19 protein-coding genes and 2 pseudogenes are annotated in these 16,404 nt (G+C 59.3%); 12 read left to right on the forward strand and 9 right to left on the reverse strand.

Annotated features, from left to right (window positions below):
- Window positions 1–70 precede the first annotated feature (70 nt).
- The 5 genes from GQ59_RS14845 to GQ59_RS14865 are packed head-to-tail and all read left to right on the forward strand — an operon-like array spanning window position 71 to window position 4,542.
- Entirely contained in the window at window positions 71–886 is an 816-nt protein-coding gene (locus GQ59_RS14845; RefSeq protein ID WP_037082541.1) for a cytochrome c oxidase subunit II, read from the forward strand.
- A gap of 49 nt (window positions 887–935) precedes the next feature.
- On the forward strand, window positions 936–2,714 hold the full coding sequence (locus GQ59_RS14850) for a cytochrome c oxidase subunit I (RefSeq protein ID WP_037082543.1): 1,779 nt from the start codon (window positions 936–938) through the stop codon (window positions 2,712–2,714).
- Complete coding sequence (locus tag GQ59_RS14855) at window positions 2,711–3,430, forward strand: cytochrome c oxidase subunit 3 (RefSeq protein ID WP_037082546.1); 720 nt, start codon at window positions 2,711–2,713, stop codon at window positions 3,428–3,430. Before GQ59_RS14850 ends, GQ59_RS14855 begins: the two co-directional genes overlap by 4 nt.
- Before the next feature lie 22 nt (window positions 3,431–3,452).
- Window positions 3,453–4,172: a heme-copper oxidase subunit III family protein gene (locus tag GQ59_RS14860; protein ID WP_037082548.1), complete on the forward strand. Its 720-nt coding sequence runs from the start codon at window positions 3,453–3,455 to the stop codon at window positions 4,170–4,172.
- A 7-nt stretch (window positions 4,173–4,179) separates the two neighbouring features.
- On the forward strand, window positions 4,180–4,542 hold the full coding sequence (locus tag GQ59_RS14865) for a cytochrome C oxidase subunit IV family protein (RefSeq protein ID WP_037082550.1): 363 nt from the start codon (window positions 4,180–4,182) through the stop codon (window positions 4,540–4,542).
- 28 nt (window positions 4,543–4,570) lie between these two features.
- On the opposite strand, the gene GQ59_RS14870 is transcribed toward GQ59_RS14865, so the two are convergent.
- Window positions 4,571–5,395, reverse strand: coding sequence for a DUF2189 domain-containing protein (locus tag GQ59_RS14870; protein ID WP_037082551.1), 825 nt, complete (start codon window positions 5,393–5,395; stop codon window positions 4,571–4,573).
- 1,076 nt (window positions 5,396–6,471) lie between these two features.
- On the opposite strand from GQ59_RS14870, the gene GQ59_RS31865 reads away from it, so the two are divergent.
- On the forward strand, window positions 6,472–6,708 hold the full coding sequence (locus tag GQ59_RS31865; RefSeq protein WP_037082553.1) for a hypothetical protein: 237 nt from the start codon (window positions 6,472–6,474) through the stop codon (window positions 6,706–6,708).
- 459 nt (window positions 6,709–7,167) lie between these two features.
- On the opposite strand, the gene GQ59_RS14880 is transcribed toward GQ59_RS31865, so the two are convergent.
- Window positions 7,168–7,353 (reverse strand): hypothetical protein, encoded by a 186-nt coding sequence (locus tag GQ59_RS14880; protein WP_037082555.1) that lies wholly within the window; start codon window positions 7,351–7,353, stop codon window positions 7,168–7,170.
- A gap of 227 nt (window positions 7,354–7,580) precedes the next feature.
- On the opposite strand from GQ59_RS14880, the gene GQ59_RS14885 reads away from it, so the two are divergent.
- From GQ59_RS14885 to GQ59_RS14905, 4 genes are all read left to right on the forward strand, one after another.
- On the forward strand, window positions 7,581–8,387 hold the full coding sequence (locus GQ59_RS14885; RefSeq protein WP_051903960.1) for a potassium channel family protein: 807 nt from the start codon (window positions 7,581–7,583) through the stop codon (window positions 8,385–8,387).
- Window positions 8,388–9,442: 1,055 nt separating this feature from the next.
- Window positions 9,443–10,426 carry a TIGR03885 family FMN-dependent LLM class oxidoreductase gene (locus GQ59_RS14895; RefSeq protein WP_037083060.1) on the forward strand — a complete coding sequence of 328 codons (984 nt, stop codon included), beginning with the start codon at window positions 9,443–9,445 and terminating at the stop codon, window positions 10,424–10,426.
- A gap of 35 nt (window positions 10,427–10,461) precedes the next feature.
- A complete protein-coding gene (locus GQ59_RS14900) occupies window positions 10,462–11,487 on the forward strand; it encodes a patatin-like phospholipase family protein (protein ID WP_051903961.1) in 1,026 nt (341 codons plus the stop codon).
- Window positions 11,488–11,510: 23 nt separating this feature from the next.
- Window positions 11,511–12,038 (forward strand): GXWXG domain-containing protein, encoded by a 528-nt coding sequence (locus GQ59_RS14905; RefSeq protein ID WP_051904005.1) that lies wholly within the window; start codon window positions 11,511–11,513, stop codon window positions 12,036–12,038.
- Between the two features lie 18 nt (window positions 12,039–12,056).
- Here GQ59_RS14905 and GQ59_RS14910 read toward each other — a convergent pair whose 3' ends face one another.
- Together GQ59_RS14910 and GQ59_RS14920 are read right to left on the reverse strand one after the other, a co-directional pair.
- Window positions 12,057–13,085, reverse strand: coding sequence for an ATP-dependent DNA ligase (locus tag GQ59_RS14910; RefSeq protein WP_037082562.1), 1,029 nt, complete (start codon window positions 13,083–13,085; stop codon window positions 12,057–12,059).
- Window positions 13,086–13,326: 241 nt separating this feature from the next.
- Window positions 13,327–13,506, reverse strand: coding sequence for a DUF3606 domain-containing protein (locus tag GQ59_RS14920; RefSeq protein ID WP_037082566.1), 180 nt, complete (start codon window positions 13,504–13,506; stop codon window positions 13,327–13,329).
- Between the two features lie 319 nt (window positions 13,507–13,825).
- Here GQ59_RS14920 and GQ59_RS33325 point away from each other — a divergent pair, with 319 nt between their 5' ends.
- Entirely contained in the window at window positions 13,826–13,951 is a 126-nt protein-coding gene (locus GQ59_RS33325; protein ID WP_280114046.1) for a hypothetical protein, read from the forward strand.
- 281 nt (window positions 13,952–14,232) lie between these two features.
- Here the strand turns inward: GQ59_RS33325 and GQ59_RS33040 are convergent.
- The 5 genes and pseudogenes from GQ59_RS33040 to GQ59_RS14935 all read right to left on the reverse strand — a co-directional run.
- Window positions 14,233–14,460 (reverse strand): annotated as a pseudogene (locus GQ59_RS33040) (NAD(P)/FAD-dependent oxidoreductase); the annotation flags it as partial.
- A gap of 67 nt (window positions 14,461–14,527) precedes the next feature.
- Complete coding sequence (locus tag GQ59_RS33045) at window positions 14,528–14,857, reverse strand: hypothetical protein (RefSeq protein ID WP_244447984.1); 330 nt, start codon at window positions 14,855–14,857, stop codon at window positions 14,528–14,530.
- Window positions 14,799–15,029 (reverse strand): hypothetical protein, encoded by a 231-nt coding sequence (locus GQ59_RS33050; RefSeq protein WP_244447967.1) that lies wholly within the window; start codon window positions 15,027–15,029, stop codon window positions 14,799–14,801. The genes GQ59_RS33045 and GQ59_RS33050 overlap by 59 nt, the downstream gene beginning before the upstream one ends.
- Window positions 15,030–15,318: 289 nt before the next feature.
- Complete coding sequence (locus GQ59_RS14930) at window positions 15,319–15,798, reverse strand: DUF2243 domain-containing protein (RefSeq protein ID WP_037082569.1); 480 nt, start codon at window positions 15,796–15,798, stop codon at window positions 15,319–15,321.
- Window positions 15,795–16,046, reverse strand: coding sequence for a DUF982 domain-containing protein (locus GQ59_RS14935; protein WP_037082572.1), 252 nt, complete (start codon window positions 16,044–16,046; stop codon window positions 15,795–15,797). The genes GQ59_RS14930 and GQ59_RS14935 overlap by 4 nt, the downstream gene beginning before the upstream one ends.
- Before the next feature lie 133 nt (window positions 16,047–16,179).
- Here GQ59_RS14935 and GQ59_RS33410 point away from each other — a divergent pair.
- Window positions 16,180–16,350: pseudogene (locus tag GQ59_RS33410) on the forward strand (LysR family transcriptional regulator); the annotation flags it as partial.
- Window positions 16,351–16,404: the final 54 nt, after the last annotated feature.

Here is a 16,404-nt window from a genome sequence, read left to right on the forward strand (position 1 = left end):
GTGCGATAATAACCCGGTATTTTTTTGCGGAATGCGGTTTCACGGTCGACCTGCTCAGGGAGGGGCGGAAATGGCTGTTGTGCTGATTCTCGTCTTGATTGTTGTCGGCTCCGTGCTGTTCCATGTCCTGAGCCCGTGGTGGTGGACACCGATCGCCTCCAACTGGACCTATATCGACAGCACGCTCGTCATCACTTTCTGGATCACCGGCATCGTCTTCGTGGCGGTGGTTTCGTTCATGGCCTATTGCGTCTTCCGCTTCCGGCACAAGCCAGGCAACCGGGCGGCCTACGAGCCTGAAAACCGCAGGCTGGAATTGCTGCTGGGAGGAGGAACGGCAGTCGGCGTCGCGGCGATGCTGGCGCCCGGCCTCGTGGTGTGGAACCAGTTCATCACGGTGCCTGACGATGCCGTACCGGTCGAGGTCGTCAGCCAGCAGTGGCTGTGGAGCTTCCGCCTGCCGGGCGTGGATGGAAAGCTCGGCCGCGCGGAGACGCGCGACGTCAGCCCCGAAAATCCGCTCGGGCTGAACAAGAATGATGCAAGCGGCCTCGATGACGTGATCATCGAGGGCGGCGAGCTGCATCTGCCGGTCGGCAAGCCGGTGCGCATATTGCTGCGCTCCATCGACGTCCTCCACGATTTCTATGTGCCGGAATTCCGCGCCAAGATGGACATGATCCCCGGCATGATCACCTATTTCTGGTTCACGCCGACACGGACTGGAAGCTTCGAGATTCTCTGTGCCGAGCTCTGCGGCATCGGCCATGCGCAAATGCGCGGGACAGTCGTCGTCGAGGAAGCGGCGGACTATCAGACCTGGCTCGGACAGCAGCAGACATTCACCCAGCTTATGGCATCTGGAGAGCCGCGACCGGCAAACTGAACCGGTGAAACGGTTTCAGGCAGCATCGGAAGGAAAGGGAAGAGACATCATGGTCGAGATTCCATCCGGCAGCGCAGGCGCCATCCCCTCCGCCGAAGTCGAGGATGTCGAGCTTTATCATCCGAAGAGCTGGTGGACGAAATATGTGTTCAGCCAGGATGCCAAGATCATCGCCGTCCAATATTCGGTTACCGCCATCTCGATCGGCCTTGTGGCGCTGGTGCTCTCCTGGCTGATGCGTCTGCAGCTTGCCTTTCCCGGCTATTTTGCCTTCATCGATGCGGATCACTATTATCAGTTCATCACCATGCACGGCATGATCATGGTGATCTATCTCCTGACCGCGCTGTTCCTCGGCGGCTTCGGCAATTACCTCATTCCGCTGATGGTCGGCGCGCGAGACATGGTGTTTCCTTATGCGAACATGCTGAGCTACTGGATCTATCTGCTGGCCGTACTGATCCTGGCCGCGGGCTTTTTCGCCCCCGGCGGCCCGACAGGGGCCGGCTGGACGCTCTATCCACCGCAGGCCGTCCTGTCAGGTACGCCCGGCGGCAAGGACTGGGGCATCCTCCTCATGCTCTCCTCGCTGATCGTCTTCATCATCGGTTTCACCCTGGGTGGCCTGAACTATGTGGTGACGGTGCTGCAGGGGCGCGCGCGCGGCATGACGCTGATGCGCATGCCGCTTACCGTCTGGGGCATCTTCACTGCCACCGTGATGGCGCTGCTCGCTTTCCCTGCCCTGTTCGTCGCCTGCGTCATGATGCTGTTCGACCGCCTGCTCGGCACGAGTTTCTTCATGCCTGCCATTGTCGAAATGGGCGAGCAGCTGCAGCATGGCGGCGGCAGCCCGATCCTGTTCCAGCACCTGTTCTGGTTCTTCGGGCATCCGGAGGTCTATATCGTCGCGCTGCCGGCCTTCGGCATCGTCTCGGACCTGATCAGCACGCATGCGCGCAAGAACATCTTCGGCTATCGCATGATGGTCTGGGCGATCGTCATCATCGGCGCGCTGAGCTTCATCGTCTGGGCGCACCACATGTATGTCAGCGGCATGAACCCGGCCTTCGGCTTCTTCTTCGCGACCACGACGCTGATCATCGCCATCCCGACGGCGATCAAGGTCTACAACTGGGTGCTGACGCTATGGCGCGGCGATATTCACCTGACGCTGCCGATGCTCTTTGCGCTCGCCTTCATCGTCACTTTCGTCAATGGCGGCCTGACGGGTCTGTTCCTCGGCAATGTCGTCGTCGACGTGCCGCTGTCGGATACGATGTTCGTCGTCGCGCATTTCCACATGGTCATGGGCGTGGCGCCGATCCTCGTCATCTTCGGGGCGATCTGTCACTGGTATCCGAAGGTGACAGGACGCATGCTGAACGAGACGCTCGGCCAGATCCACTTCTGGACCACCTTTCTCGGCACCTATGCGATCTTCTTTCCGATGCATTACCTCGGCCTGCTCGGCGTGCCGCGCCGCTACTTCGAGATGGGAGAGACGGCCTTCGTTCCGCCTTCGGCCCATACGCTGAACATCTTCATAACGGTCATGGCGCTTATCGTCGGGGCCGCGCAGATGGTTTTCCTGTTCAATCTGGTCTGGAGCCTTTTCCGCGGCAGGGAGGCAGGCGGCAATCCATGGCGCGCAACGACGCTCGAATGGCAGACGCCGCAGACGCCGCCCGCCCACGGCAACTGGGGCAAGGAGCTGCCGGTGGTTTACCGCTGGGCCTATGATTACAGCGTGCCGGGAGCGGCCGAGGACTTCATTCCGCAGACCGTGCCGGCAGATGGCGGCGTCACACGGGAGGTTCCGGCATGAACGTCACGCTGATCTTCCTTGCCGTCATCGGCGCCATCATCGTCTGGTGGCTTTCCGGACAGCGGCTGGCCTCGAAACCCTGGCTCGAAACCGGGTCCGTGCAGTTGCCGGATCATCACGGCGCCGATCGGCAACAGCCGCCCGTGCCGGCGGTGAAAATCGGCCTCTTCGTGTTTCTCGGCGTCGTCGGCGCGCTCTTCAGCCTAGCCGTCAGCGCCTATTTCATGCGCATGGCATCGACGGACTGGTGGGCCACACCCGTTCCCCGGCTGCTCTGGGTCAACACCGCGGCACTCGCCTTGAGCAGTGTCGCGTTGCAATGGGCGAGAAGAGAAGCGGGGCACGGCCGCATGGAAAGCCTGCGGCCGGTGCTTGCTGCCGCATTTGCCCTTGCCGTCTTCTTTCTCGTCGGACAGGTTCAGGCATGGAGCGAACTGACGGCGGCTGGCTACGTGCTGGCCGACAATCCCGCCAACAGCTTCTTCTACATGCTCACCGGCCTGCACGGCCTGCATATCCTCGGCGGGCTCGCCGTGCTCGCTCACACGACGGTCAGGGCATTCGCGCGTGACGTTCAGCCGGAGAGGCTGCGTCTCAGCGTCGATCTTTCCGCCATCTATTCGCATTTCATGCTCGCCGTCTGGCTCCTGCTCTTTTCGCTCTTTGCCGGGTGGGCGAATGATTTTGTCGATCTCTGTCGCACATTGCTGACCTAGGGCCGAACCAGGAGATTTGCAGATGGCACAGACTACCGGGACACATGGCGAGCCAGACCTCAGGCCGGCGGGCCTGCGCGGAGTCGCTGCCGATTTCAGTTCGGATCAGCGCGCCTTCAAGACCGCCTCCTGGGGCAAGGCGATGATGTGGATCTTTCTGCTCAGCGACACCTTCGTCTTCGGCTGTTTCCTGATCGCCTACATGACCGCCCGCATGTCGACGCCGGTCGCCTGGCCCAATCCGAGCGAGGTCTTCGCGCTGCATATCGGCGGCCAGGACGTGCCGCTGATCCTGATCGCGATCATGACCTTCGTGCTGATCTCGAGCAGCGGCACCATGGCGATGGCGGTCAATTTCGGCTATCGCCGCGAACGCCACAGGACCGCGATGCTGATGCTGCTGACGGCGCTTCTCGGGGCATGCTTCGTCGGCATGCAGGCCTTCGAGTGGACGAAGCTGATCACCGAAGGTGTCCGCCCCTGGGAAAACCCCTGGGGGGCGGCGCAGTTCGGATCGACCTTCTTCATGATCACCGGATTTCACGGCACCCATGTCACGATCGGCGTCATCTTCCTCCTCATCGTTGCCCGCAAGGTCTGGCGGGGCGATTTCGACGAGGAACGGCGCGGCTTCTTCACCAGCCGGAGAGGCCGCTACGAGGCCGTCGAGATCATGGGCCTCTACTGGCACTTCGTCGATCTGGTCTGGGTCTTCATCTTCGCATTCTTCTATCTGTGGTGAGGTCGTCATGAACGAGACAACGGCGCATGCACACATCCAAGCTGGACAGCAGCTCCAAACCGGGCAGCAGCATCCGATCCGGCTCTACCTCCTCGTCTGGGGCATGCTCTTCGTGCTCAGCGCCTTTTCCTACATGGTCGACTATCTCGGCCTCCAGGGCTATCTCAGATGGACGCTGATCCTGCTGTTCATGATGGCGAAGGCCGGGCTGATCGTTGCCATCTTCATGCACATGGCCTGGGAACGGCTGGCGCTCGTCTACGCCATCCTACTGCCGCCGCTGCTGGTGCTGGTTTTCGTCGCGCTGATGGTATCGGAAGCGGACTATACGATCTTCACCCGCCTCACCTTCTTCGGCACTGGTCCTTGAGGGGCAGTGCCGAAGTCGGTTTTCCGACCTACCGACCGGTGCCGCTCCCCAAGACGGGTTCCGGTTCAACGACCTTGCGATACAGATGCCAGGTCGCGTGGCCAAGTACGGGTATCACGATAGCCAGACCGGCAAAGAACATCGCAAACCCGACGGCCAGAAGCACCGCCACGATGAGACCCCAGAGTATGAATTCCATGGGATTGACCGCGAAGGCTTTCATCGAGGTATAAACCGCTGCGGCCGCACCGGTGTCACGGTCAAGAAGCAGCGGAAATGCAATGACTGTGGTGCAAAGCACGGCCAGAGCAAAGAGGAAGCCGACGGCATTCCCGTAGAGGATCAGCTGCCAACCCCTGCTCGTCGCGAACACCTCGTTGACGAACATCATCAGCGATTCCGGCCGTTCCGGCCCGAACAGGCTGACATAGAGCGCCTGCGCCGTCAGAAGCCACAGGATAAAAATCACCGCCAGCATAAGACCGATGGCAAGGATTGCCGGGACCGCCGGGGAATGCCTGATTTCGAGCGCATGCTGCCAGGAGGTGTCAAGGCCAAGCTCCCGCCGGCGACTGATCTCATAAAGACCAAGCGCCGCTATCGGACCGATCAGGGCAAAGCCTGACATGAGCGGGAACAGCAGCGGCAGCGCATTGGCACCGGATGTCCAATACGCGAGGACCACGCCGGCCACAGGGTAGATCAGGCAGAGAAAGACGTAGTGCGACGGCTTGGTCCAGAAATCATCCAACCCCTGACGCAGCGAGGTGAAGACATCGGCCACATTGATGCGCCGCACGGTGGGAGAGGCCACCTTCCTGGCGCCTCCCGCGATCACGTGAAAATGTGCCATAACAATTCCTCTCCATTCTTGTCACAGACAACAACGACCACAACGGATGCCCGCGTGAGGAACGGCGCCATAGGACTGAACCTGCACGCGTTAAGATTATACGCCCCCGGTCGAAACTTGACCAGCGGCGCACCCTACGGCGCAGAATTGCTGCGCAGCCAAGCGACGTCACATAAACCATATGTCAGTGAGTGGGGCATGGAATCGTCACGTTATCGAGCAGTGATCGAACTATGCCGCTGCTGCCTGAGATCGTGCAACGCGCCCGTCACGACTTTACAATGCGCCATGGCGCGGATGCGATGGTCCTTCTCTGTGAGGAGCATTTCGGCCATCTTGATCTGTGGGGCCGTGATGGCACCCCGATCAGCATTGGCAATTACTTCCAATATTTCGCGCGCGAGCTTGGGCCCCCTCCTCGAGATCAACGTCTCGATCGATTTGACAGCGATGGTTTGCCTGGAGCCGGTTGCGGTAGAGGACCCGGGAGATTTGAGGACCTTGATGTTCGCCCTGGCGCACCAAGTCGAGGGTCTGCGCATCTTCATCGGCCGCGGTTAAGGGGCTGGATGTAGCTGAAGATGCGTCACGCCGAGGCGGTCAGTGTTCTGACCGATAAATGCTCGCGCTTGCGATATGGTATCTTCGGCCTCAACGATCATCACTGGGATTGTCGCTATGTGCAGATTAGAGGCGGCGGCAAACCAGCAATGCTAATGGGTACAATGGCTCTGATGTTGTCTTGCATAACCTGGTCCTTCTGAATTGGGGACAGGTTAGGAGCGATCCGGCGGTGGTCGACTTCCACCGCCCCATTTGATTACTTCCCGATTAACATCCACAGCCAGTGTCCCGATTTGGTGTCGCCACGGCTTCCCGAGTGGAATTTCCTTGCTTGCAGCAGCGAGAGGCGCGAAGTGAAGCGCGCGGCGCGGCTTCGGTGATCTCCAATCGGAGCAGCCCACGGGCCCGACGTAGTGATCACACGAGGCCTGCGTCGGGCTTCTCGGGGCACCCTGCAGATTGCAAAGAAACCTTGGGCTTGCCGCTGCGCTTCACGTCTCTATTTCCTCTATATGACCAACGTTCCTGCCCCCACCGTCCCGGCTGGCAACGAGAACCGCCACCTGTTTTGCCAGATGGCGGTCGAGTTCCCGTTGCAGGAGTTAATCGAGGCCGCAGTGAAAGCTGGATGGGAAGATACCGAGGTGCTGACGGCGATTATCGAGGTGGCTGATAACCTCATGCTAGCGCAAGGGTCGAACGCGGAACTCGACGCGCTCCTGAAAGCGCTTAAGCGGAATCTGGACTAAACGACCTCAAAGAAAGGCCCGCCGACGCGACCTGAGGTGGGAGATTGTCTGGAGTAGTCGGAGACGCAGCGGACATCGGTCGAAGGAAGCAGCAAAGGCCAAGGGCTCGTCACGGCCCGGTACGATCTGATACCAAATACAATATTTCCATTTCCGCTCCCTGGAGCCAACACCCGCATAGGCATAGCCCCGCAGGCGAAAGGGAAGCTCTCAAAAATGAGGGGCGAAAAGGAAAACTTACTCCCCTGGAAAGGGCTTAGCGGCTAGACCTGCTTATCATGACGATCTGCGCGCTACCCGTCACCCTGTTCGCCACGATGGCGGTGCATTCGCAGAGCACCAATCGCTGCACGGGATATTCTGCCACGAGATCGATTATGTTGAAGTCCCCGCAGGTCTGCTGGGTTTTCCGGCTGAGAAACACGATGGTTCGCCCGCCTCGCGTAAAAGCTTAGGTATTTAGTCGGCCACCAGTCCCACAAGCTTGCGGTCGACAACGATGGCATCGAGCAGCGAGGTCTTCTCATTCAACACGGCGATCAGCCCTTTGGTGTCAGGGCATGCCAGGGTTAACCGATAGATAGCCATTGCTCCTAGCGGTTCGAGATCGGGATCGTTTCGCCGAAGCTCTTCGCGCTCGTACAACCGCATCTCGGTGACGAGACCCCGGAGCGGCCGGAGTGACGTGCTGCTGCGCTGCCTCCAGTCTTCTGTAACGAGGCAGATTGAGAAATGTTCTCACCGGGATGTCCGGCGGATGCTGCATTTGCTGTGGGTGATCCGTTCAACTTTTCGGCGATGTAGCGTTGTCGCAGGCGGCCGATAAACCCTCATCCGCTTGAATAGAGAAACGCGGCACCTATGTCGCTGGCATGGATAACAACTCGCGAATCACGCCTCGCCCAATAAAAAGCCGCGCTGCTTTGATTCGAAAAAATCTTCAGCGCCTTGAGAGGAGCCGGGACACATGGGCGTTGCGCTGGCAGGCCTTCTTCGCCGTGATCGATCTGTTAATCCTAGCATTTTTCATTCTTGGCCCCTATCTGCGGTCGGGGCCATCCTACATCATCATCGACTATATGATCGCGGCGTGGATGGCGGTCGAGTTGCTAGCGCGAGCAATAGCAGCGCCGTCACTTGGGGCTTGGGCGAGGCGGCCCATGACTTGGATAGACATCGTCATCCTGGGCACACTCCTTCTTCCCAATTACCTGTTCAACTTCGCCTTCCTGAGGGTCATGCGCATCTGGGCGGTCGGGAAAAGTCCTCTGTTGAAGGAAGGGCTGAAGCGAGCCGGCTATGGCCACCTCCAGGACGCTGTGCGTGCTGTCTTAAACTTCCTAGTGTTTTTGTTCATGGTAACGGGCTTCGTGTACACGACGTTCTTCTACAGGCAGGAGGGAGGAGAAGGTTTCGTCGACGCCCTTTATTTTACTGTGGCGACGATCACAACCACCGGTTTTGGGGACATCACGCTCCCCGGAACCCTCGGCAAGCTCACGTCAGTGGTCACGATGATCGTCGGCATTTCGCTGTTTGTCCGGCTAGCGCAGGCAGTCGTGCGGCCCTACAAGGTATCATATCCTTGCCACCAATGTGGCCTGCAGCGCCACGACGCCGACGCAGTGCATTGTAAGGCCTGTGGAAACCTCCTGAACATCCCGGACGAAGGAAGCTGATAGGTGGCAGGGCTTAGCGAAAGAGGAAGGCTAGCGTGGCGCAGCGTTGGAACCGGCCCTTTTGAGCAAACCGCAGCGCAGTACTGGCGCAGGGAGGCCGAATGACCGAGGAGCGATCGATAGTGCGTGTTGCACTCCAGACCCCGGGGACCAGAGGTGATGTACAGCCCTACGTGGCCCTCGCGCTTCGCCACGCGCGGACACGAGGTACAACTTGCCGTGCCGCTGCAATTTGAGGCCTGGTGCGTGACCGCAACATCCCCTTTGCGCTGTTACCGGAGAGTTCCTCACTCTACTAAAAGCCCGAGTGGCAAAAGCAGCTTTTTTCGGACGTGGTTCTCCGCAGGCTTCAACTTGCTGGGGAAGGTCAAGCCCGTGATGTGTCCGCTCTTCGATGCTGAGTGGGAGGCGCTCAATACTTTTTCCCCGAACATCTCGTCTACCATCCAAGATCCGTCATGGCCCCATCCATGGCCGATGCACTGGGAATACCTCATGTCCTGGCGTCGCCGTTACCCGGCTTCACTCACACCTCCCAATTCCCCTGCCCGCTCTTGCCGCTCCAGTCGCTTGGACCACTCAACCGGTTAAGCCACATGCTGGCGACGCATACCCCCCGGTTCCTGTTCGGAAGCACAATGCGACGGTGGCGATCGGCTGCACTCGGTCTCGATGGCAGACTGAACATCTCCCCTCGCGCTAGAACGCTCTACGCCTACAGCCCTCATGTCGTTCCTTTACCGGGCGACTGGCGCGAGGGCGTTTGGGCCACTTCAACGATCGCTCAGACACGTTTGCCTGCAAAATCCAAAATGGAACTCGAAGTCATGCCGGAGGTTTCTAGACACACAAATAACGCCGAGGCAAGAAATGACCGCTCAAGATCCGAACGATGGAGCCAAGAACACCGACGCAGTACCAGAGGGGACTCCGAACTCCGGTGAAAATTCCTGCCGCGCCTGTGGAGGACGCGGCCAGGTCGATGGAAAAACTTGCCCGGAATGCGATGGTTCGGGAAAGGTCATGACGCCGGTCGGCGGCGCGGGTTGAGCCGCATGCTGATCGGCTATCACGCGTCCCATGAGCAGTTCCCGCCCAGTCGGTTGCTCGCCCTTGCCAAGGCTGCCGAGGGTGCGGGGTTCGGTGGCATCATGACATCCGATCACATTGCCCCCTGGAGTGAGCGGCAAGCAAACTCAGGCAATAACTGGGCCTGGCTCGGTGCAGCACTTGCGACCACGTCGCTGCCCTTCTCCAGCCTGGCAATACCGGGCGGCTGGCGGTATCACCCTGTCGTCCTTGCCCATACCATAGCCACGCTCGCGGAAATGTATCCTGACAGATTGGGGTGGATCGCTGTCGGAAGCGGCGAGGCCATGAATGAGGCGGTGGTTGGAGACGGCTGGCCCGATAAGACGCAGCGCAACGAGCGGCTATTTGCCGGGACGGAAATCATGCGCGCTCTTCTTCGAGGCGACACCGTTTCAGCGCGTCACCCGTGGTTCGCCGCCGAAGAGGCGAAGCTTTGGTCTCGTCCTGCCCGCTCCCCTCAATTCTTCGGCGCCGCGCTGACACCGGCGACAGCGGCGTGGATGGGATCCTGGGTAGACGGGTTGATCACCGTATGGAAGTCCAAAGCAGACGTCATGGAGGTGCTTGATGCCTTCGACGTCAACGGCGGTGCCGGGAAACCCCGCGTTCTCCAGTTACAGGTGGCTTGGGCAACGAACAAAGAGGAGGCCCGCATGGCCGCGTGGCAAAACTGGCGCAATGCTGCGGCGCTTCCTTATTGCCTGGCTGAACTGAGGTTGCCGCGAGATTTCGATGCGGTGACACGCGACATTGCCCCTGAAGAGATGGACGAAGTGATTCCGCTCGTCGTCCACGGCGACGAGCTGTTGGCTCTCATCGAGGCGGCGGGGTCTTGCGGGTTCGAAGAGATCTATATCCATAATGTCTCGCTCGACCAGGAGGGGTTCCTGTGTTTCATGGCGCGGCAGGTTTTGCCGTGTTTCACCGGTGGCGCTCAGAAAAAATGACACTTTAGCTTTCGGAACGATGTAAGGAAAACGTGATGTCAGACCGCCAGACATGGTTGTGCCTATCCGGCGGCAATGCGCTCGGTTCCTATCAGGCCGGCGCAATCCAGGCATTGCTCGAAGCGGACGTCGCGTTCGATCGAATAGCGGGTGCCTCTATTGGAGCCGTGAACGGGGCGATTATCGTCGGGAACCACCCACAAGACCGGCTCGCGCGGCTGAACGATTTCTGGCGGGTGGCCACCGACACGTTATCATTCATCAGCCACCGTGGGCCGTTCCACCAGGCCGAGAGGATGCGAACCGCGGTGCAAGCGCTTCTTACAGGAAAGCCCGGACTATTCCGACCATCTCTACCCGGCTTGTGGTCGTTGCTGCCCTTCGGGCCCACAACAGACAGTCTCTTTGAAGCCAGCCAGCAACGGAAAACACTGCAAGCTTTGATCGACTTCGATCTCGTCAACCGCAACAGCAGCGAGCTCCACGTCACAGCAGTGGATACCGAAACCGGAGAAGACGTTGACTTCGTTAACCGCGGTGACGGTCTCACGGTCGAACACATCATGGCCAGCACCGCGTTCCCGTTGGCTTTCCCACTGGTCGAGATCGGCGGTCGTTACTACGGCGACCCGGGATTGTCAGCGAACCTGCCGCTCGCGTCGCTATTTTTTCATCCACCTGAACAGGAGGTGGTTTGCATTTGCCTTGACTTGTTCCAAGCCCCTGGGCTTGTTCCTCGCTCGCTCGATCAAATGCTTCGCCGGACCGCCGACATCATGTTCGCGAGCCAGAGCCGCCATGCGATCTCGGCGTTAAAAAGCAGGATGCAGGTATTCGCCGGTTCTGACGTCACGCTTATCCATTCGGCCTATGGCGGCGCCGACGAAATCGGGATGAAGATGATCGATTATTCGGCGGATGCGATCAGAATGCGCTGGGATGCCGGCTATCGCGAAGGACAGCGTCTCGCTAGAGCTATCGGCGATCCGCCAGCGCGGAGGCAGAAATTCGATATCTGGAGGACGGAAATCGATGGATCCTTAGAGTACTGGGACCTATGACGGACGAGCAGCGCATAGTCTCCATGGCGAATGGCCGAACCGATCAGTTCCCGCCAGCGACAGAGGAATGGTTTCAGACGCTTCAGCCAGTTCGTGCTCAAGACATGACCGGGCTGTGGCAGGGCGCGGGCATTCCTGCTGGACATCCGCTCGATGGCGTCCTCGAAAATCTCGGATGGTTCGGCAAGCGGTTTCGTGCCGATATGCGAGCCGACGCTTTGTTATTCCAGACCACCCCTGGCAGGCTCGTGGCGATCGATCCAGCCTACATTCCGCTTCGGCTAGCACTGCGTTTTTCGGCATTCGGCCGGACCTTCATTGCAAGGAACTGGTTCTCGTATCTTCGAAAAGCACTGCAAGCACGAGGCACCACTGCATCGCTACACAGCGGCGACAACAGTGATTCTCAGACAGCCGTCATGGCTTACGACAAGCAACCGATCGTCGATTACTTCCGGTGGACCGGTGAGGGCGAGGTTGTCGGAATGATGGTGGTCGAGGGTGATCGGCGGCGATACTTCTTCTGGATGAAGCGCGTCGATCACCTGTAACGCCGGACCCACATAGGTTTAAAGCCCGATTTGCCTGAAGTCGCACAGAGGCGGCTCCTTGTCCGGGCGCCAGCGCAGAAGCTTGGTTCCGTGCCGGAAGCGGCGACCGGTGATCTGATCGAATTTGACTTCCACCACCAGTTCGGGTCTGAGCGGTTCCCAGTCGGAAGATCTGTCTGTGGTCCAACGGCTCGGCCCGCCGGGAGCCTTGCCGGTGAACCCGGGGCCACCCCTCAGTGCTTCAAGTCTCGCCGTCAGATCAGGCTTTTCGGTATCGGCAATCGCGGACGTGAAACCGACGTGGTCGAGTTGGCCGTCATCGTTGTAAAGGCCGAGCAGCAGGGAACCAATCATCTTACTGTCTCTTTCATACCGAAACCCGCCGACGACACAGTCCGCGGTCCGCAGGCGCTTGACCTTCGTCATCGCGCGCTCTCCGGAACGATACGGTTCGTCGATCCGCTTGCAGACCACGCCATCGGTATCCCCACCCGATCCGGATAGCCATGACTCTGCCTCGCGAAAGCTCCTGGTGGCCGGCGATATGATAAAGTGTGTCGGGTCGGCCTTGATCCTGTCACGGAAACCTTCCAGGCGCTTGCGGCGATACTCAAGGTCCCGGTCCAAGATCCGCGTGCCATCCGTGTCCACGAGCATGTCGAAAGCGATGAGCCTGCTTGGGGTCTCTCGCGACAGTTTGCGGATCCGACTTTCAGCTGGATGTAAACGCATCTGCAAAGCTTCGAAGGACAGCATCCCCGCAACTTCTATCACCAATTCCCCGTCGATCACGAAGTCAGGCGCCGGAAGACCGGCGAGCAACGCCACCATTTCCGGGAAATAGCGGCCGAGCGGTTTCCCGGATTTGGCTCGAAGATCCACCGATGAGCCGTTCTTGAACGCGATACACCTAAAGCCATCCCATTTCGGCTCGTATTGCCAGCCTTCCCCGGACGGAAGAGCTTTTGCCAATTTGGCTTCCATCGGCTCCGTCTCGATGGGCAGGCCAAATGATGCTGCAGGTGATTGATCGCGCGCGTTGGGCATAGCCGATGCTACCGGAGCCTCTTGGAGTGGGCGTCCCGTGTGGCCACATGCACGAGCGCCGCAGCCGACAGAAGGATGGTGGAGATCAGAGCGGCTATTGATATTACTCCGCAATTGGTGATTTGGGCACTCGGCTTGAAACCGGCGGTCTCGCTGAATGCCAGCGAAACCTTTGCACGCTGGCGTTGATTTAGAAAACCCACTTCACGAGCGCCGTACGACACAGCAACCTCACGATTGCTCATCGCTTCTCCTCCAGATCAGCCTGGACTTTCGTACGGCTGTCGCCGACGTCCTTGACGGCACCTATTACGGCATCCTTCGTGACGCCCTCTTTTGAGGCTTCGTAGCGAAACTCGTGGTCCTGGCCGCTTGCAATGCGTGCTCGGTCCTGCGTTCTGCCTCTCTTGGTGCTCGACACTTCTACTTCTCCTGTTGTGAACGAGTGAACCTTTCACCGATCTGGAAGTTCCACGCTTGCAACTCCGCAGCTAAGCCGAGCAGCGCCGTTGGCGAAATGTGGCTCCCTTCGGACTTCTACTTTCTTCATCTTGCGGAATAACAAAGCGCAACCGGACGCTGCCCGAGACACCGCTCCGCGTCTCCCGGTTCTAAGGATCGGCCCATAGGGCCGCGCCCATCATCAAATGGGAACGTGCTTAATCATCTTTCCTCTGACACGAGCGCCCCGGAATCGATGGCGAATTCGGATCGCAGCTGATGGCGGTCGGCTGATTTTCATGCTCGGCTTCCGCGGCCGTTTCATCGATAATCCGCGCGCCGCCTTGTCGCGTGAGGTATCGCCCGACCCACTGGATAGCAACGAGAAGGCGCTTCTCGAAATTGATGAGGAGATAGAGACGTGAACGAGTGCCCAAAGCAGCCAGGCCGCCCTGCCTTTCAACGTCCATTTTCCAAAATCGAAGACGGCGGCATTCCGACCGACCACGGGCGTATTGCCGCGGTTCTTGAACTTGAAACATACCCCTGCGCTTCCCGATCGTAACCTCGCCCCAGGTATGTTCCTTGTTGCTTGGCGACCTGCGCGAGACCGGGCAGAACCTTTCCATCCGACCCGGCCAGCGCAAGATGTGTCGCCGATGGAGTAGATGCCGTCAAACCCGATGACACGGAGAAAATCGTCGACCGGTATTCGCCCACCAGCGACACCGGTTATCCCGAGCCATGAATGGGCTGGGGATGCCTTGACGCCCGCGCCCCAGATGATCGATCCGGCCGGGACAAACTCGCCTTCGATGTCGGCTCCGCCGACGCGAATGTCCGTCACCCGCTTGCCTGTGCGTACCTCGACACCGATCTTCTCGAGGTAGGATTTCGCGTACGCGGAAAGATGTTTGGGAAAGGCGGCGAGTATGCGTGGTCCGCCTCCACGAGAATCACTCTCAGATTGTCGGGCTGCAGGTTTCGGAAATCGCGGCTGATCATGAAGCGCCCAAGTTCGGAGATCGCGCCTGCCATTTCGACGCCCGTTGGTCCACTGCCGATGACGATGTTGGTGAGCAAAGCCTGCTTCTCAGCCTCGCTGTTGGCCCGCTCTGCCGTTCGAATGCCAGGAGCAGTCGGTGACGGATCTGCCGCGCCTCATGGATGCTCTTCAGGCCGGGTGTGAACTTTCGCCACTCCTCGTGTCCGAAATAGTTGTAGTCGGAACCGGTGGCGATGACGAGTCGATCGTAGGAAAGCAGGTCGCCATCAGACAGTGACACCGTGCGCGACGACGGGTTGATACCGACCACCTCTGCCATGATCATGTTGATGTTCTTGAAACGGGAGTGTCTTTCGGATCGGTTCGGCAATGTCTGCCGGCGACAGGGCCGCGGTCGCGACGTGATACAGCAGCGGCTGAAAGAGGTTGTGATTGCGGCGGTCAACGACCGTAACGCTGGTCCCTGGGACATTGCCGAGTTCGATCGCACAAGCCAAGCCGCCGAAACCGCCGCCGATGATGACGACATGGCGAGAGACACCTTGTTAAGCCTGAAAACCAGGCCGGTCGTCATTCAAAGTCATTTTGAGCTCCGTCGCTTGCTTCCCGAATGTCGCCTATCTGACGATGCGTCATGTCGGTAGGCCGAGGCAGCGCAGTGAAAGCAGGTCTTCAAGCGTAAGGCTTGGACCGAACAGGAGATACGACCATACCGGCCGCGTCGCGAAGACGAGGCCCAACGCAAAAGCTGCCCAAATCATTGTCGTGCGGACTTCACGCAGCATCTCAGCCATGGCGTCGCCTCATGACCATCGCGCCGATGACGACCATCGCCCCACCCCAGGCAAGAAAACCTAGGTCCCAGAAGAGCCACTCGCCGCGAGGAACGGTTTCATTGACGTGGTGCAAGCTGAGCACCTGGTGGTCGATAACGCCTTCGACGAGGTTGAACACACCGAAGCCGATGAGCATCGTCGCGATAAGTTCGCCCGTCGACCAGCGAAAATGGCTGCGGCGACCGGACCGCCACAGGATAAAGAGGCCGACAAGGACAAAGACGTAGGTACCAGAGTGGAAGACACCGTCCCAGAAGGTATTGAGTTCAAGGTTCTCAATCGACGTGATCGGGTACCAGGAGCTCAGCATATGATGCCATTGCAGAAGCTGATGGAGAACGATGCCGTCAAAAAAGCCTCCAAGGCCTAATCCTAAGAGCAGCCCAGCGGACCGCGGGAAGCTTCGAGTGGGCCGCTCCAATCCTATCATGCGAGTACCTTGGCCGAGACCGCCGATTCAACAGACGCGCTGCGGGCACTACCGTGCCTAGCGATCGCGTCAACGCAACGGCGTTTGGCGATGCCGTATTCCGACTGGCTGCTCGATGGCCAGCGATGGAGAAGCGCGGCCAATGCCGCGTCCGGCCCGCCAATGCGTTCCCGCATGCCGTTGCCATTCCGGACGAAGATGGGCGATTGCCACTTCACCAAGAAATTGAGGTCGATGACCTTGTCCATAAGTGACCTCTGTTGAAATCGTACCGACAAACCTTCACGGGCGATGCAAGTTCCCTAGCCTCCCCGACTAAGTGCACAAACTGGCCGCGCCCTCTCCGCGACGAACGTATTGAACCGTGGGCCGCGTTTCAGCCACGTCAGTATCAAAACGCGGCAAGCCACGTCGGGCGGGTTCTATGTCTGGGAATTCGAGAAGGACTGACGCGAGCTGCGCGTCAGGGTCGAGGGAAAGCCCAGCTTCAACTCTTCGATCTCCCAGATCGCGGCCGCCGTGAAAAAATGCGGGATTGACAATATTCCGGAGTTCCCTCGAGGTTTCTGATTGAGCCCGATCAGGTGCCGACACTGTTGGATTGCC

Origin of the sequence: Neorhizobium vignae, assembly GCF_000732195.1 — a bacterium.
Taxonomy (GTDB): Bacteria; Pseudomonadota; Alphaproteobacteria; order Rhizobiales; family Rhizobiaceae; genus Neorhizobium; species Neorhizobium vignae.

Coding starts and splice junctions, on each gene's coding strand:
- GQ59_RS14845 (WP_037082541.1), top strand. CDS start 71: ATGGCTGTTGTGCTGATTCTCGTCTTGATTGTTGTCGGCTCCGTGCTG.
- GQ59_RS14850 (WP_037082543.1), top strand. CDS start 936: ATGGTCGAGATTCCATCCGGCAGCGCAGGCGCCATCCCCTCCGCCGAA.
- GQ59_RS14855 (WP_037082546.1), top strand. CDS start 2,711: ATGAACGTCACGCTGATCTTCCTTGCCGTCATCGGCGCCATCATCGTC.
- GQ59_RS14860 (WP_037082548.1), top strand. CDS start 3,453: ATGGCACAGACTACCGGGACACATGGCGAGCCAGACCTCAGGCCGGCG.
- GQ59_RS14865 (WP_037082550.1), top strand. CDS start 4,180: ATGAACGAGACAACGGCGCATGCACACATCCAAGCTGGACAGCAGCTC.
- GQ59_RS14870 (WP_037082551.1), bottom strand. CDS start 5,395: ATGGCACATTTTCACGTGATCGCGGGAGGCGCCAGGAAGGTGGCCTCT.
- GQ59_RS31865 (WP_037082553.1), top strand. CDS start 6,472: ATGACCAACGTTCCTGCCCCCACCGTCCCGGCTGGCAACGAGAACCGC.
- GQ59_RS14885 (WP_051903960.1), top strand. CDS start 7,581: ATGGATAACAACTCGCGAATCACGCCTCGCCCAATAAAAAGCCGCGCT.
- GQ59_RS14895 (WP_037083060.1), top strand. CDS start 9,443: ATGCTGATCGGCTATCACGCGTCCCATGAGCAGTTCCCGCCCAGTCGG.
- GQ59_RS14900 (WP_051903961.1), top strand. CDS start 10,462: ATGTCAGACCGCCAGACATGGTTGTGCCTATCCGGCGGCAATGCGCTC.
- GQ59_RS14905 (WP_051904005.1), top strand. CDS start 11,511: ATGGCGAATGGCCGAACCGATCAGTTCCCGCCAGCGACAGAGGAATGG.
- GQ59_RS14910 (WP_037082562.1), bottom strand. CDS start 13,085: ATGCCCAACGCGCGCGATCAATCACCTGCAGCATCATTTGGCCTGCCC.
- GQ59_RS33325 (WP_280114046.1), top strand. CDS start 13,826: ATGCTCGGCTTCCGCGGCCGTTTCATCGATAATCCGCGCGCCGCCTTG.
- GQ59_RS33045 (WP_244447984.1), bottom strand. CDS start 14,857: ATGATCATGGCAGAGGTGGTCGGTATCAACCCGTCGTCGCGCACGGTG.
- GQ59_RS14930 (WP_037082569.1), bottom strand. CDS start 15,798: ATGATAGGATTGGAGCGGCCCACTCGAAGCTTCCCGCGGTCCGCTGGG.
- GQ59_RS14935 (WP_037082572.1), bottom strand. CDS start 16,046: ATGGACAAGGTCATCGACCTCAATTTCTTGGTGAAGTGGCAATCGCCC.